The organism is Streptomyces sp. P17 (genome assembly GCF_032436805.1).
Lineage (GTDB): Bacteria > Actinomycetota > Actinomycetes > Streptomycetales > Streptomycetaceae > Streptomyces.
In genome coordinates this window covers 17527-32806 of record NZ_JAVRBF010000004.1, presented here as the reverse complement: position 1 = coordinate 32806, position 15280 = coordinate 17527, and the positions used below count along the sequence as shown (strand labels likewise).

General features: G+C 70.9%; 9 protein-coding genes and 4 pseudogenes. 9 read left to right on the top strand and 4 right to left on the bottom strand.

Annotated elements, in window-relative coordinates:
• Positions 1 to 67: 67 nt before the first annotated feature.
• Complete coding sequence (locus tag RMT89_RS03355) at positions 68 to 1687, top strand: MFS transporter (protein ID WP_315882385.1); 1620 nt, start codon at positions 68 to 70, stop codon at positions 1685 to 1687.
• Here the strand turns inward: RMT89_RS03355 and glgX are convergent.
• Complete coding sequence (gene glgX, locus RMT89_RS03350) at positions 1684 to 3804, bottom strand: glycogen debranching protein GlgX (RefSeq protein ID WP_315882384.1); 2121 nt, start codon at positions 3802 to 3804, stop codon at positions 1684 to 1686. The two genes, RMT89_RS03355 and glgX, sit on opposite strands and share 4 nt — an antisense overlap.
• A 181-nt stretch (positions 3805 to 3985) precedes the next feature.
• Between glgX and RMT89_RS03345 the strand changes: the two are divergent.
• From RMT89_RS03345 to RMT89_RS03330, 4 genes and pseudogenes are all read left to right on the top strand, one after another.
• Positions 3986 to 4806: pseudogene (locus tag RMT89_RS03345) on the top strand (Tat pathway signal sequence domain protein).
• Positions 4807 to 4855: 49 nt separating this feature from the next.
• Positions 4856 to 6191 (top strand): annotated as a pseudogene (locus RMT89_RS03340) (copper amine oxidase).
• A 102-nt stretch (positions 6192 to 6293) separates the two neighbouring features.
• The gene (locus RMT89_RS03335; protein ID WP_315882523.1) at positions 6294 to 7532 is read left to right on the top strand and encodes an SAV2148 family HEPN domain-containing protein; all 1239 of its coding nucleotides are present in this window, start codon (positions 6294 to 6296) and stop codon (positions 7530 to 7532) included.
• A 133-nt stretch (positions 7533 to 7665) separates the two neighbouring features.
• Positions 7666 to 8388: a 3'-5' exonuclease gene (locus RMT89_RS03330; RefSeq protein ID WP_315882383.1), complete on the top strand. Its 723-nt coding sequence runs from the start codon at positions 7666 to 7668 to the stop codon at positions 8386 to 8388.
• 130 nt (positions 8389 to 8518) lie between these two features.
• Here RMT89_RS03330 and RMT89_RS03325 read toward each other — a convergent pair.
• Together RMT89_RS03325 and RMT89_RS03320 are read right to left on the bottom strand one after the other, a co-directional pair.
• Positions 8519 to 9016: pseudogene (locus RMT89_RS03325) on the bottom strand (YbaK/EbsC family protein); the annotation flags it as partial.
• Entirely contained in the window at positions 8986 to 9954 is a 969-nt protein-coding gene (locus tag RMT89_RS03320; protein WP_315882382.1) for a DMT family transporter, read from the bottom strand. The gene RMT89_RS03320 and the pseudogene RMT89_RS03325, both read right to left, overlap by 31 nt.
• Positions 9955 to 10047: 93 nt before the next feature.
• Here RMT89_RS03320 and RMT89_RS03315 point away from each other — a divergent pair, with 93 nt between their 5' ends.
• The gene (locus RMT89_RS03315; protein WP_315882381.1) at positions 10048 to 10947 is read left to right on the top strand and encodes a LysR family transcriptional regulator; all 900 of its coding nucleotides are present in this window, start codon (positions 10048 to 10050) and stop codon (positions 10945 to 10947) included.
• Positions 10948 to 11114: 167 nt separating this feature from the next.
• On the opposite strand, the gene RMT89_RS03310 is transcribed toward RMT89_RS03315, so the two are convergent.
• Positions 11115 to 11978: an aminoglycoside phosphotransferase family protein gene (locus RMT89_RS03310; RefSeq protein WP_315882380.1), complete on the bottom strand. Its 864-nt coding sequence runs from the start codon at positions 11976 to 11978 to the stop codon at positions 11115 to 11117.
• Between the two features lie 162 nt (positions 11979 to 12140).
• Here RMT89_RS03310 and RMT89_RS03305 point away from each other — a divergent pair, with 162 nt between their 5' ends.
• The 3 genes and pseudogenes from RMT89_RS03305 to RMT89_RS03295 all read left to right on the top strand — a co-directional run bounded on the left by RMT89_RS03305 (position 12141) and on the right by RMT89_RS03295 (position 15152).
• Positions 12141 to 13052, top strand: a complete 912-nt coding sequence (locus tag RMT89_RS03305) for a sugar ABC transporter permease (protein WP_315882379.1) — start codon at positions 12141 to 12143, stop codon at positions 13050 to 13052.
• Positions 13049 to 13881 (top strand): annotated as a pseudogene (locus RMT89_RS03300) (carbohydrate ABC transporter permease). The gene RMT89_RS03305 and the pseudogene RMT89_RS03300 overlap by 4 nt, the downstream one beginning before the upstream one ends.
• Entirely contained in the window at positions 13881 to 15152 is a 1272-nt protein-coding gene (locus RMT89_RS03295) for a sugar ABC transporter substrate-binding protein (protein WP_315882378.1), read from the top strand. The pseudogene RMT89_RS03300 and the gene RMT89_RS03295 overlap by 1 nt, the downstream one beginning before the upstream one ends.
• The last annotated feature ends 128 nt before the right edge of the window (positions 15153 to 15280 follow it).

The window sequence follows — 15280 nt, the reverse complement described above, 5'->3', positions numbered from 1 at the left end:
CCGCCCTGCCGCCCTTCGTGTCATCGTCCTCTCCACGTGCCCCCGCACGCGTGGCTAGCTTCGAGCGATGGGATCTCTCGGGCACGGCGGCATACGGGACACGTACCGCGAGGTGATCGGTCTGACCGGGCCGCTGCTGCCGGGCGTGTCGTTCCTGGGGCGGCTGCCGACGGCCACCATCCAGTTCGGCAGTGTGCTGCTGGTCGCCCGGACGAGCGGCTCCCTCGCCGCCGCCGGACTGACCGGCGGTGCGCTGGCCATCGGGCAGGTGTTCTGCGGTCCGCTGGTGGGCCGGCTCGCGGACCGGCACGGGCAGCGCACGGTCGTACTCGCCTTCTCCCTCGCCAACGCCCTCGCGATCACCGCGCTCGTGGCCGGGGCGCTCGCCGGGCTCGGCACGCCCTTGCTCGCGCTCCTCGGCGCTTGCGCGGGCGCGAGCGTGCCGCTGATCGGCCCCCTGGCCCGGGCCCGGCTGGTGGCCCTGGCCCGACGGGAGAGGGCGCCCGAGCCGGTGGTCGGCGCGGCACTCTCCTTCGAGAGCACCCTGGACGAGATCTCCTTCGTGCTGGGCCCCGCCCTGGTCGGCCTCGCCGCGGTCCTGGCCCACCCCGCACACGCCCTGCTCGCCGCCGCCCTCCTGGTGGCCCTGTGCGGCAGCGGCTTCGCCCTCCACCCCACAGCCGTGGCCACCCGGCCGACGGGCGGGGGCCTGGCAGCGGTCCCGGCGGACGGTGGCCGTCCAGTGGCCGCCACGGTCGGTGGCCGTGCAATTATCCCGGGCGGCGAGGGCGGCGAGGGCGGCGAGGGCGGCGAGGGACTGAGGGGGTTCCTGGGCCGCGCAACAGCCCACGGACGCACTGCCCGCGCGGAGGCCCACGGACCCGTTCCTCTCGCGGAGGGCCATGCACCCGTGCCCCGCGCGGCGGGCCACGCACCCGTGCCCCGCCCGGAGGGCCACGCACCCGTGCCCCGCCCGGAGGGCCACGCACCCGTGCCCCGCGCGGCGGCCCATGCACCCGTGCCCCGCGCGGCGGCCCATGCACCCGCGCCCCGCCCGGCGGCCCAGAGGCGGGCATCCCGCCCAGAAGCCCCCGCTCGCATGCCCCGTGCCGTCCATTCCCTGCGCGTCGCCCTCGCCCTCCAAGGGGCTATGTTCGGCGCCTGCCAGGCCGGCATCACCGCGCTCACGGAGCGGTTGGGGCGGCCGGAGCAGGCTGGCCTTGTGTACGCCGCGATGGGCGTCATGAGCGCCGTCGCGGGGCTCGCCATTGCCGCCGTACCCGCGCGTGTGGGGCTCACGGCGCGGTGGCGGGCGGCCACGGCGTCGGCGTTCGCGCTCTCGCTGCCCCTGCTGTGGACGGGCAGCCTCGCCGGGCTGTACGCGGCCGTCACCGTCCTTGGCGTCGCCTACGCACCGCACCTGATCACGGTGTTCGGACTCACCGAACGGGTGGTGCCGCCGGGACGGCTGGCCGAGGCGATGGCCATGGCGACCAGCGCCCTGGTCGGCGGCCAGGCCCTGGCGGTCGCCGTCACAGGGCGGCTCGCCGAGACGTACGGCCCCGCCGCGGCCTTCGGGGCGGCGAGCCTGGCCGCCGCCCTTGCCTGCGCCCTCGCGCTGACCGCGCGCGGGGGGTCGTACGCCTCGAAAGGCCACGCGCGCGTGCCCGTGAACACCCGCCCCTAGACGGGCCGCTGGAGCACGACCAGGCTGCGGTCCACCAGCGTCACCCGGTCCCCGGCCTGCACCTTGGGGCCCGTGCCCGGCGGAACGCCGTCCACGCGCGCGGTGTCCACGACCACCTGCCACTGACGGCCGTGGTTGACCGGCACGACGAAGTCGAGGGTCTTCGGCGCGGCGTTGAACATCAGCAGGAACGAGTCGTCGGTGATGCGCTCCCCGCGCGAGCCGGGCTCGGAGATCGCGTTGCCGTTGAGGAACACCGTCAGCGCGGACGCCTGCGCCGAGTTCCAGTCCCGCTGGGTCATCTCCTTGCCCTGCGGAGTGAACCAGGCGATGTCCGACAGGTCGTCGTGCGTGCCCTCCACCGGCCGCCCGTGGAAGAAGCGGCGCCTGCGGAGGACCGGATGGTCCCGGCGCAGCCACACCATCGCGCGCGTGAAGTCCAGCAGCTCGCTGCCGCCCTCCTCCTCGGGATCCGGCCACTGCAGCCAGGCCAGCTCGCTGTCCTGGCAGTAGGCGTTGTTGTTGCCCTTCTGGGTGCGCGCGAACTCGTCGCCGTGGCTGATCATCGGCACGCCCTGGGAGAGCATCAGCGTCGCGATGAAGTTACGGATCTGGCGGGCCCGCAGCTCCAGCACGGCCGGGTCGTCGGTCTCGCCCTCCGCGCCGCAGTTCCAGGACCGGTTGTGGCTCTCGCCGTCGCGGTTGTCCTCGCCGTTGGCCTGGTTGTGCTTGTGGTTGTACGAGACCAGGTCGTGCAGGGTGAAGCCGTCGTGGCAGGTGACGAAGTTGATGGAGGCCAGCGGGCGCCGCCCGTCGTCCTGGTACAGATCGGAGGAGCCGGTCAGCCGGGAGGCGAACTCCGCGAGCGTGCGCGGCTCGCCGCGCCACATGTCCCGCACGGTGTCGCGGTACTTGCCGTTCCACTCCGTCCACAGCGGCGGGAAGTTGCCCACCTGGTAGCCGCCCTCGCCCACGTCCCAGGGCTCGGCGATCAGCTTCACCTGGGAGACCACCGGGTCCTGCTGCACCAGGTCGAAGAACGACGACAGCCGGTCCACCTCGTGGAACTGCCGGGCCAGGGTCGCCGCGAGGTCGAACCGGAAGCCGTCGACATGCATCTCGGTGACCCAGTACCGCAGCGAGTCCATGATCAGCTGAAGGACGTGCGGGGACCGCATGAGCAGGGAGTTGCCGGTGCCCGTGGTGTCCATGTAGTAGCGGCGGTCGTCGGTGAGCCGGTAGTAGGAGAGGTTGTCCAGGCCCCGGAAGGACAGCGTCGGGCCCAGGTGGTTCCCCTCGGCGGTGTGGTTGTAGACGACGTCCAGGATCACCTCGATCCCGGCCTCGTGCAGCGCCTTCACCGCCGACTTGAACTCCAGGACCTGCTGGCCGCGGTCACCCCAGGACGCGTACGCGTTGTGCGGGGCGAAGAAGCCGATCGTGTTGTAGCCCCAGTAGTTGTTCAGGCCCATGTCCACCAGACGGTGGTCGTTCACGAACTGGTGTACGGGCATCAGCTCCAGCGCCGTCACGCCCAGTTCGGTCAGGTGCTCGATGAGCGCCGGGTGTGCGAGCGCCGCGTAGGTGCCACGCAGTTCCTCGGGCAGTCCGGGGTGCCGCATGCTGAGGCCCTTGACATGGGCCTCGTAGATCACCGTGTGGTGGTACTCGGTGCGCGGGCGCCGGTCGTCGCCCCAGTCGAAGTACGGGTTCACCACGACCGACGACATGGTGTGCGGCGCCGAGTCCAGGTCGTTGCGCTCGTCGGGCGCGTCGAAGTGGTAGCCGTACACCTCCTCGCCCCAGCGGATGGAGCCGCTGACCGCCTTCGCGTACGGATCGAGGAGCAGCTTGGCGGAGTTGCAGCGCAGCCCCCGCTCGGGGGCGTACGGCCCGTGCACCCGGAATCCGTACCGCTGTCCCGGCATGACGCCCGGCACGTACGCGTGCCGCACGAACGCGTCGCTCTCCCGTAGTTCCACCGCCGTCTCCGAGCCGTCGTCGTGCAGCAGACACAGCTCTACTCGGTTCGCGGACTCCGTGAAGACCGCGAAATTCGTGCCGGCGCCGTCGTAGGTGGCACCGAGTGGATACGCCTCTCCAGGCCAGACCTGCATGCACACGACTCTTTCAGGTGGACCGCGCCGTCGGGGGCGCCTTGGCTTCGAGTCTCCCCGAAAGTGATGGAACCACCTATGACTTACGACCCTCTTACCGATCGACCAGGCATACCCGGTATGCCGAACCAGTGGGGCAATCGAATACTCCCGGGGACCCAGGGGGAGTAGGGGGAAAGACGTGCGCGAGGCAGTGCGCCGCCATCTGGGCAAGGGGTGGCGGGTGTGGCCATAGCGCTGGCCGGGACCGCGGCGATGGTCGCGGTCACCCTGCCGGGCACGGCGGGGGCCGACGAAACGGGAGGCACGAACGCGGGCGCCCAGCAGGCCGCCGACGGACAGGCGCAGGGCCGGGGCCAGGACCAGGCCGTCGAGCCCGGCGTCGTCCAGCAGGCCCCGGCCGAGGGCGACAAGGGCACCGGGCGCGACCCGCTCACCGACGACGAGCTGGCCCGGGTCGAGCGGATCGCCCTCAACCGGCAGCTGTTCAGATCCAGCGAGGATGTCGACGGGGACCGCGGCCCGCAGCGACTCGTCATCGACCTGGCCGAGCCCGAGGCCGACGAGCTCGACGACCGGAACGCGCCCCGGCGTGCCGACGTGATGGTCTATGACTACAAGGACGACACGCTCGTCACCAAGACCGTGAACCTCGACACCGGCAAGGTCGAGCAGACCGGCACCCGGCGCGACGTTCAGCCGCCGCTCACCCGCACCGAGAACACCGAGGCCGCGAAGATCCTTCTGGCCAGCCCGCTCAGCGCGGGTCTGAAGGCCGACTACAAGGACGGCATCGGCAAGGAGCTCACCTCCCCGGACCAGCTGGAGCTCGACTCCATGGTCATCCGGGGCGCTCCGGGCGCCCAGCCGGCCGCACTCGACAAGTGCGGCGAGCACCGCTGTGCGCGGCTGTTCCCGAACGCCCTCAACGGGCCGTGGATCGACATGCGGCATCTGGTGATCGACCTGAGCGCCCGCGCGGTCGCCGAGCTCGACCGCTGATCGGTTCACCTTTCCTACCTCACTCCTTGTGCAAGGGAGTCATGTCTTCATGCGCGTCGACAGAGTGCGCCGTGCCCGCACACGGACGGCCCTGGCCGCCTTCGCCGTGGCCGGACTGACGGCGGGCGCGGCCGCGGGCGCTGGACCGGCCGCCGCCCAGCCCGAGGCGGCCCAGGCCGCCGCCCCCGACTGCAGCGCGGCCTTCCGTATCGAGCAGAAGCTCTCCAACGGCACGACCTGGCGCATGTGCTGGCGCCAGGAGCCCATGGCCGGGATGATCCTGAAGGACATCACCTACCAGCCGCCCGGCGAGGCCAAGCCGATCAAGGTGCTCAACAGCTCCAAGCTCGCCCAGATCCACGTTCCCTACGACGACGGCTCGGAGGAGTACGAGGATCTGACGACCTACTTCTTCGGGGACGGTCTGCAGAACCTGGCAGCGGGCGAGTGCCCGGGCGGCACCATCAGGACCGTCAAGGTCCGGGCGCCCGAGTCCACCGACACCCGTGACGTCAAGGGCCTGTGCACCACGACACGCGCGCGTGGGCACGCGTACCGCATGCTCAACCAGCCGCTGAACGGCGCCGAGAAGCTGTACCAAAAACAGGGCAGGGACCTGCTCGTCTACGCCGTCAACAAGGTCAGCTGGTACGAGTACATCACCGAGTGGCGCTTCCAGGACGACGGCACCATCCACATGAACGTCGGTGCCACCGGCAGCCTCGCCCCGCAGGACTACGACGCGGCCGACGGCCGGGGCTGGCCGATAGGCAAGGGCCCGAGCGCCAAGGTCCTCAGCCACAGCCACAACGTGTTCTGGCGGCTCAACTTCGGTCTGGACGGCTCCTCCAAGGGCCGTATCGAGCAGTACGACGCGAAGGTCAGCCCGCAGGGCCCCGGGTGACCGCGCGCCCACCAACAAGACCACCCGCACCAAGGTCACCAAGGAACTCGCGGGCGACGCCAAGAACATGCGCTCGTGGCGCGTGGTCAGCGCGACCGGCAAGAACAAGGACGGCCACCCGCGCTCCTACGAGCTCGTGCCCGGCCCCAACGCCAAGTACTCCGGCCGCGGATTCACCAAGCACGACATGTACTTCACGCAGTACAAGAAGTGCGAGCAGTACGCGAGCGGCAATCCGCTCGACTGCGGTACCGGGCAGCACCCCGACTCGGTCGACAAGTGGGTCGAAGGGGAAACCCTGAAGAACCCGGTGATCTGGGTGAACGTGGGCTTCCACCACATAGCCAGGGACGAGGACCAGCAGCCGATGCCGGTCCACCGGCAGGGTCTGTCGATCGTCCCGCGTGACGTCACCGCTATGAATCCGCTCACTCCGGCCGAGCTCGCCGGGACGAACGGGATGCCCGGCTGGGGCAGTTGAGAAACGACCTGTCCATCCGGCTGCACCGCCGACCGGTCCCGGAGTACCCTTCCTTGATCGTTGACACGGGGAGTGCTCGGGGGAGCGGAAGGCGGTGCGCGGGTGGGCTCGGGAGGGCTGGAGCTGCCCCCTGGTGACGAGGGTCACGAGGGGAACTCCACAGACGTCCCGCCCGGCACGGTGTCCTTGGCGCGCCCCATGGACGCCGGTGCCATCGGACCGGAACTGGACTGGGACGCCGACGCCTGGCACGAGGTACGGACCCGCGCTCAGCGGGCCGGCCGGGCCTACATCTGGCTGAACCTCGTCGAACAACGGCTGCGCGCGGTCGTGGCCGCTGTTCTGCGTCCCGTCTACGAACCCGTCCACGGCGACGAGTGGGTGGTGGCCGCGGCCGGACCCGCCGGACAGGAGTGGGTGCAGCGCGCGGTCGCGGTACGCGAAGTCAGCCGCCGCAAGGGCTACTTGCTCGACCCGGCCGACGACAACGTCCTCAGCTTTCTGACGCTGCCGCAGCTGCGCGAGCTGATGGTGCAGCACTGGCCGTGCTTCGAGCCCTATATCGACGAGCGCCGGGACGTCGAACTCGCCCTGGACGAGCTGGAGGTGACCCGGAACGTCGTCTCCCGCAACCGTGCGCTGTCCGAGGCGGTGCTCGGTCAGGCCGAACGGGCCTCGGCGCGGCTGCTGGAGATCCTCGGCGCGGGCGGCGACGTACCGTCCGCGCGCCGGCTGCCCGTCGACGCGGTCGAGGATCTGGTCGGCGACCGGTACGGCGATGTCGTGGCCGTGCACCCCGATCGGGTGCGGCTGCTGCGGCAGTTTCCGGCCGAGGACATCTTCGGCGGGGCCCGCCGCCTCGACGCCATCGGTATCGGTCTCAATCTGCTCGTGCAGAACTTCTCCGGCCGGCGGCTGGTGCGTCTCGCCGAGTCGGGCTGCCGGGTGCGGCTGCTGTTCCTGAACCCGGCCTCCAGCGCGGTGAAGCGGCGGGAGCGGGAACTGGGCATCAAGCGCGGTGAGTTGAGCCGCTCGGTCGAGATGAACATCCTGCACATGCGCCGGGTCCGCTCCCGGCTGCGCGACCCCGGCGCCTTCGAGATCCAGGTCTACGACGAGACGCCGCGCTTCACGGCCTACCTGGTCGACGGCGACGGCTCGGACGGCATCGCGGTCCTGCAGTCCTATCTGCGCCGGACGCGCGGCATGGAGGCGCCGGTGCTGGTGCTGCGCGGCGGGAACCGGGTGGTCAAGTCGGGCGATGTGGATGACAGCGGGCTCTTTCCGACATACCGCGAGGAGTTCGAGGTGGCATGGGCGGATTCGCGGCCGGTGTCCTGAGTCGTGCGGGCATTTCGGGCCGTCTGTCCGAAGTGCCCGACCGGCTAAGCGGAATGCGCTCCTCTGATTGTCAGTGGCTCATGGGAAGGTGGAGACCACTGGGGGAAAGCACCACCAAGAAGGGGGACCGCCCATGGGCTGGCACCGTGAGCTGCTGATCGGATTCGACCTGGAGACGACCGGGACGGATCCGTCCGAGGCGCGCATCGTCACAGGGGCCGTGATCGAGGTCGGGGGCGGACAGGCGCTGGGACGCCGGGAGTGGCTGGCGGACCCGGGCGTGGAGATCCCGGCGGACGCGGTGGCGGTGCACGGGATCAGCAACGAACGCGCGGCCACCGAGGGCCGCCCCGCCGACCAGGTGGCGGACGCCATCGCGGACGTCCTGGCGGGCTACTGGAAGACGGGCGTCCCGGTCGTCGCCTACAACGCCGCGTTCGACCTGAGCCTGCTCTCCGCCGAACTGCGGCGGTACGGACTGCCGTCGCTGCGCGACCGACTGGGCGGTGTGGACCCCGCCCCCGTCGTCGACCCGTACACCATCGACCGCTGGGTCGACCGCTACCGCCGCGGCAAGCGCAACCTGGAGGCAGTCTGCGCGGAGTACGGCGTCCCGCTCGACTCCGCCCATGACGCCTCGGCCGACGCCCTCGCCGCGGCCCGGCTCGCCTGCGCGATAGCCGACCGCCACCCCAAGATCGCGTCCCTCGGCCCGGCGGAACTGCACCTCCGCCAGATCCAGTGGTACGCCGAATGGGCGGCGGACTTCCAGGACTTCCTGCGCCGCAAGGGCGATCCGGCGGCGGTGGTGGACGGCATATGGCCGCTGCGGGAGCCGGCGGACGAGACGGTCTGAACGTTCCGTTCCGGGCCTAGAAGTGTCCTGAAGATCTTGCTTGGGCCGCCCCGATCGCCCAGGTTCGCCCGCAAAAGTCGATCGGGGTAATCCGGTGCAAGTCGGGCGGGTTTTCAAGATTCTCAGCGGTCTCCTGGGCGGGTGGGCCGGCGATGCGTTCCACGCGCGGGTTCGCCAGCAGGGCGTAGTCGGCGCCCGACATCAGCAGCGACCGGTCCAGCCGCGCCGCGTTGAAGTACAGCTTCGGCTGGGCCACCACCTCGGGATCGGCGACGACTTCGAGCTCGGGGTCGAAGCTGAAGGGGAGGACCGTCCCGGGGACCGAGCGGGCCAGGCGCTCGGCGGTCTCCGCGTCGCTGAAGCCGACGTAACGCGCCGCGTACAGCTCCCGGACCGCATCCAGGTCCACCCGGCGGTCGCCGGGGACGACCGCGAGGACATGCCGGGTGGTGCGGCGGTCGACCTTGACCCGGAGCACGATGCACTTCGCGGCCTCGGAGGCGGGGTGACCGCGCAGCGCGCAGACGGCTTCGGTGGCGCCCCCGGGTTCGTGGTCGAGGAGTTGATAGGAGACGGAGGAAGCGTCGAGAAGGGAGATCAGCCGCTGGTGAGTGTCGTGGTCCGGCATACGGGTTCCTTTGCGGGTTCCTTTGCGGGGTGGTGATCCGGTGTGTGGCCGGCGGGAGCCGTGCGGTGGGTGCGCTCCACCGCCTGACCCCAGTACGTGCCGGTGACCATCAGGGCGGCGCCCACTGCGGTGAGCACGGCGAGATGCTCGCCGCCGAGGGCGATGCCCGCCGCCACCGCCCACAGCGGCTCGGTGCCCAGGAGCAGGCTGGCCCGGCTCGCGGAGGTGCGCTGCACGGCCCACGTCTGCGCCAGAAAGGCGAACACGCTGCAGAACAGGGCCAGATACACCAGCTGGGTCCAGGTCTCCGAGTCGGCGCGGGCCAAAGTCGGCAGCCCGGACCCGGCGAGGGCGGGCAGGAACAGGGCCGTGCCGACGAGGGTCTGCACCGTCGTCAGCTGGAGCGGGCGGATCGCCCGGCCGACGGTGAGCCGTGCGACCAGGACGACATGTCCGGCCCGCACCAGCGCCGCGCCGAGCATCAGCAGGTCGCCGGGACGGGGTGCGTGGAAGCCGTTGCCGGACATCAGCAGGGCCACGGCGAGGACACACACGCCGGTGGCGGCGTAGAAGGCGGGCGGCAGTCCGCCGGAGCGCCCCGCGCGGTCGAGGAGGGGGGTGAGCACGATGGTCAGGCTGATGATGAGCCCGGCGTTGGCGGCGGTGGTGTGGGCGACGCCGTACGTCTCCACGACGAGCACCGCCGCCTGCGTCAGGCCCAGCGGCACCCCGGCGCGCAGCTCGTCCCGGGTCCACCGGCGAGAGCCCCGTCGGGACAGGACGAGGCCGAGACAGGCGAGCGCGGACAGGGCATAGCGGGCGAAGAGCACCAGCAGGACGGGCAGGGCGGCGGTGGCCGTCTGGGCGGAGAGATAGCTCGATCCCCAGACGATCGCGACAAGGAGGAGTACCGCATCGGTACGGCGGACGTCGGACACGTGCCTACGGTGCACCGGACCGTCTCTGAAGCCCAGTGCCAGTTTCTAAAAGGATCTTTTAGTGCTCCTACATCGAGTTCCTACACTGAGGGGATGGACGAACGGCAGCTGCGGATCCTGCGTGAGCTCGGTGAACTGGGAAGTGTCACGGCCGTCGCCGACGCGCTGCTGGTGACGCCGTCGGCGATCTCCCAGCAGCTCCGGCTGCTCCAGCGGGCGATCCCGGTACCGCTCACCGAGCGGCAGGGCAGGCGGCTGGTGCTGACCGACGCCGGACAGGCGCTGGCGGGCGCGGCCGTGGAGGTGGAGACGGCGCTGGCGCGGGCCCGGGGCAGTGTCGAGGAGTTCGTGGGGCGGCCGGACGGGGAGGTGTCGGTGGCGGCGTTCCACAGCGCGGGCGGCTCGTTCTTCCCGCTCCTGCTGCGCGCCCTCGCCGGTCCGGGCAAGCCGGTGCCGAGGCTCGCCGACGAGGACGTACCGCAGGAGGACTTCCCCCGCCTGACCAGGGAGTACGACATCGTCCTCGCCCACCGCCTGGACCATGCCCGGCCCTGGCCGGACTCGGTCTCGGTGACCACGCTGCTGCGCGAACCGCTGGACGTGGCCATGCCCGCGGACCACCGCCTGGCCGTCAAGCGCCGCGTCACGCCGCGCGACGTGGCCGACGAACCCTGGATCACCGTCCACGACGGCTTCCCGGTGATGGCGACGATCGACGCGATCGCCGCGGCGGCCGGCCGCCGGCTCCATCTCGCCCACCGCATCAACGAGTTCGCTGTGGTGGCGGAGGCGGTGGCCGCGGGAGGAGGCATCGCCCTGATGCCCCGCTGGACCATGCGCCCCCACCCGGCCCTGACCCTGAGACCCCTCAGCGGAGTCCAGGCGAGACGCACCATCGACGCCCTCTACCGCCCGGAGCGAACGGCAAGAAAGGCGGTCCGCACGGTACTGAAGGAACTGCGCAGAGCGGCAAGGTCGATCCAAGCCCCCTAGGGGGTGTTTTGAAAGTCCCGCACAGCACCCACGGCGCCCGGCACGCACCCTCGCCGCACCGGCCAAAGACCCAAGTACGTCCAGTACGAGGGCCTTCGTCCGGCACGCCGAGGGCACGCACCGAACACCGCGGGCACCGCACAGGACTTTCAAAACACCCCCTAGGCTCAGAACGAATACCACCGCACCGTCGGATCCCCCTCCCGCAGCGAAGCCACCCGCCGCCGGAACTCCTCCAACGCCTGCGGATTGCTCGGCGCATGCTGAGCCACCCACGCACAACTGGCCGTCTCCCGAGCCCCCCGCAGCACCGAGCAGCCCTCCCACTCCCGCACATCCCAGCCGTACACGGAGACGAACGACTCATAGGCCGCCGCAGGCAACCCGTACCGGTCGCGGGAGAGGGCCATGACGACCAAGTCGTGCTCGCGGAAGTCGGAGGAGAAGGTCTCCAGATCGACCAGGACAGGCCCCTCGGGACCGACGTGCACATTCCGGGGCAGGGCGTCGCCATGGATCGGGCCCACCGGCCATCGCGGCGTCAAAAAGCCCGCCGCCTCCGCGAAACCGTCCCGCCGCTCGCGCAGATACGCCGCGTCCGCCGGATCGATCGCGTCGCCCGCGAGCCGCAGCCAGCGTTCCACTCCGCCGAGCAGGTCGCGCGGCGGCAAGGGGAAGGGCGGCGTGGGCAGGGCGTGTACGACCCGTAGGAGTCCGGCCAAATCTCGGGGTTCCGCGGGGCGTACCGGATCGGGCAGGCGGTGCCACACCGTCACCGGGTGTCCCTCGACCAGCAGCGGCTCGGGCTCGGCCGCCCGGACCGCCGGTACGCCCGTCTTCGCCAGCCACAGCGCGATGTCCAGTTCGCGCCGGGCCCGGTCCAGGAGTTCCGCGTCGCGGCCCACCTTGACGACCAGGTCACCGGCGGCGAAGACGGCGTTCTCGCCCAGGGCGAGGAGAGCCGCGTCCCGCGCCGGACCGGGCAGCACCCCCGCCGCGGCCAGTACCTCCCGGGCCCGCGTCTCGTCCATCGTCCGCCTCCATGTCGCCCTCGGTGCGTGGTCATCCGTCGGCCAGTCTCGCATTCGCACAGGTCGGAACGTGTGCGCGGTGTCTTGACGGCGCACAGGCCTGTCACGACCATGACCAGGCCCAGTCCGAGATCGTCACGAGCCCCACGAGGAGCCGATCACGTGACCCCGGTGACCGCGACGAGGCGGTCGGCGCGCAAGGTGCCGCTCGACCGCGGCGCCTGGTTCCTGGTGCTGCCCGCACTGATCCCGATCCTGCTGCTCAGCGTCGGTCCGCTGCTCTACGGGATCCTGCTGGCCTTCACCGACTCGCAGTCGGGGCGCACCGAGCCCACCCAGTGGATCGGCGCTCTCAACTTCCGGGATCTGCTGCAGGACACCCTGTTCTGGGAGTCGTTCCGCATCGGCCTGGTCTGGGCCGTCGGAGTCACCGTGCCACAGTTCCTGCTCGCGCTCGGGCTCGCCCTGCTGCTCAACCAGGACCTCAAGCTGCGCTGGCCGGCCCGCGCCCTCGCGATCGTCCCGTGGGCCATGCCGGAGATCGTGGTCGGGGTGATGTGGCGGCTGGTCTACAACCCGGACGCCGGCGTCCTCAATGAGACGCTCCGGGATCTGGGCCTCGGCGACGGCCGTGACTGGCTCGCCGGGCTCGCCACCGCCCTGCCCGCCGTGATCGTGGTCGGCGTCTGGGCCGGCATGCCGACCACGACCGTCGCCCTGCTCGCCGGCCTCCAGAACACCCCGCGCGAACTCCACGAGGCCGCCGCCATGGACGGCGCCGGAGCCTGGCGCCGCTTCTGGACCGTCACCTGGCCCGCGCTCAGACCGGTCGCCCTCGCGATCACGGCGCTCAACCTGATCTGGAACTTCAACTCGTTCGCCCTGGTCTACGTCCTGACCAGCGGCGGCCCCGGCGGCCGAACCCGGCTGCCGATGCTCTTCGCCTACGAAGAGGCCTTCCGCTACGGGCAGTTCGGCTACGCCGCGGCGATGGGATGTGTGATGGTCGCCCTGATCTCGGTCCTGCTCGCCCTCTTCCTCGTCGGCCGGCTGAGGGGAGGCGACGAGTCATGAGGACCCGCACCACCGCCCGCGTCGGCCAGTACGCCGCCCTGCTCGCCTATCTCGTCTTCCTCGCCTTCCCCTTCCTCTGGCTGATCTCCACCGCCTTCAAACCGCCCCGCGAACTCGGCAGCCTCCACCCCACCTGGATCCCCGAGAACCCGACCCTGGACAACTTCCGTCAGGCCTTCGACGAACAGCCGCTCCTGGAAGCCGCGTCGAACTCCCTGATCGCCGCCCTCTCCGCGCGCTGATCGCCGTCGTCATCGCGACTCCCATGGCGTACGTCATGGCCCGGCACCGCACCCGCCTCGCGCGCGCCGCGACCGGCTGGGTCGTCGTCAGCCAGGCCTTCCCGCTGGTCCTGGTGATCATCCCGCTGTTCCTGGTGCTGAAGAACCTGCGGCTGATCGACTCGCTCCTCGGCCTGATCCTGGTGTACGTCGTGTGGGCGCTGCCGTTCGCGCTGTGGATGCTCGTCGGATACGTCCGGGCCGTGCCGACCGAGCTGGAGGAGGCGGCCGCCGTCGACGGGGCCGGGCGGCTGCGCACGCTGGTCTCGGTGACCGCGCCCCTGCTCGCGCCGGGCATCGTGGCGACCGGCCTGTTCGCCTTCGTCACGGCGTGGAACGAGTTCTTCTTCGCGCTGGTCCTGCTGAAGACCCCGGAGAAACAGACCCTGCCGGTGATCCTCACCCACTTCATCGGCGCGGAGGGTGTCGCCGACCTCGGCCCGCTGGCCGCGGCCGCCTTCCTCGCCACGTTGCCCTCGCTGGTGGTCTTCGCGATCGTCCAACGCCGGATCACGGGCGGCATGCTGGCCGGGGCGGTGAAGAACTGATGCGCGCACGCTGGATCGTCGTACTTCTTCTGCTGCTGGCGGGCTGTACCGGCGGCGGTGACACCGACGACGGCCGGATCACCCTCCGCTTCCAGTCCCTCGCCTGGCAGGAGGAGTCCGTCGCCGTCAACAAGGAACTCGTGGAGGAGTGGAACGCGAGCCATCCCGACGTCAAGGTCGAGTATGTCCAGGGCAGTTGGGACAGCGTCCACGACCAGTTGCTCACCTCCTTCGAGGGCGGCGAGGCACCGGACATCGTCCACGACGCCTCCGACGACCTCGCCGACTTCGCCTACGGCGGCCATCTCGCCGACCTGACCGACCTGCTGCCCGAGCGCCTCAAGTCGGACATCCCGCAGCAGAGTTGGCAGACGACGACCTTCGGGGACGGCATCTACGGCGTGCCGTTCCTCCAGGAGCCGCGCGTGCTCATCGCCAACGCCACCTGGTTGAGGGAGTCCGGCGTGCGCATCCCCACGCCCGAACGGCCCTGGACCTGGCCGGAGTTCCGGCGGATCACCGAGGAGCTCAGCGGCGAGGGGAAATACGGCGTGGCCTGGCCGCTGAAGGAACCCGTGTCCGCCACGCTCAACCTCTCCCTGTCGGCCGGCGGACAGCTCTTCCACCGGGATGCCGACGGCAAGGCCGAGGTCCGCTTCGAGGCCGCCGACGAGGTGGTCCCGAAGACGATCCATGATCAGGTGAACTCCGATGGCAGCGCGTCCGGTTCGACCCTCGGCAGCGGCGGTTCGGACACCCTGCCCGGCTTCTTCGGCGGCCGGTACGCGATGGTCCCGCTCGGCTTCTCCTACCGCCAGCAGATCGTCCAGCAGGCCCCGGAGGGCTTCGACTGGCAGGTGCTGCCCGCCCCGGCGGGCGCGGACGGGCTGATCCAGGGCGTGAGCCCGCAGACGCTGTCCATCGCCGAGGACAGCCCGTACAAGAAGGAGGCGGCAGCGTTCATCGACTTCCTGCTCCAGCCGGAGAACATGGTCCGGCTCGCCCTCGGCGACTGGATGCTGCCCACCGGCACCGAGGCCCTCAAGGATCCGGCCCTGCGCACGGCCGAGTACGACTGGGCGACCGGCACCGCCCTCGCCGCCCATCTGCGCTCGGCGCCCGCCCAGTCCGTACGGGGCTACCCGGAGTGGAAGGACAAGGTCGCCACGCCGGCCCTCCAGGAGTACTACAGCGGGGCCATCGGACTCGACGAGCTGCGTGAACGGCTGGAGGAGGACGGGAACCTGGTCCTCGCCCGCTACCAGAGGTGAAAACCAGCTGTGGACCCCCCGGCACCGCCTCCTGACGTACCGTCCGTGGGAGCCCGCAACGCGATCAACATCTCCGGTCTCGGCCGGGGCTGCACGGACTCCATCGGATGCGCGGTGGCCTCGGGGCC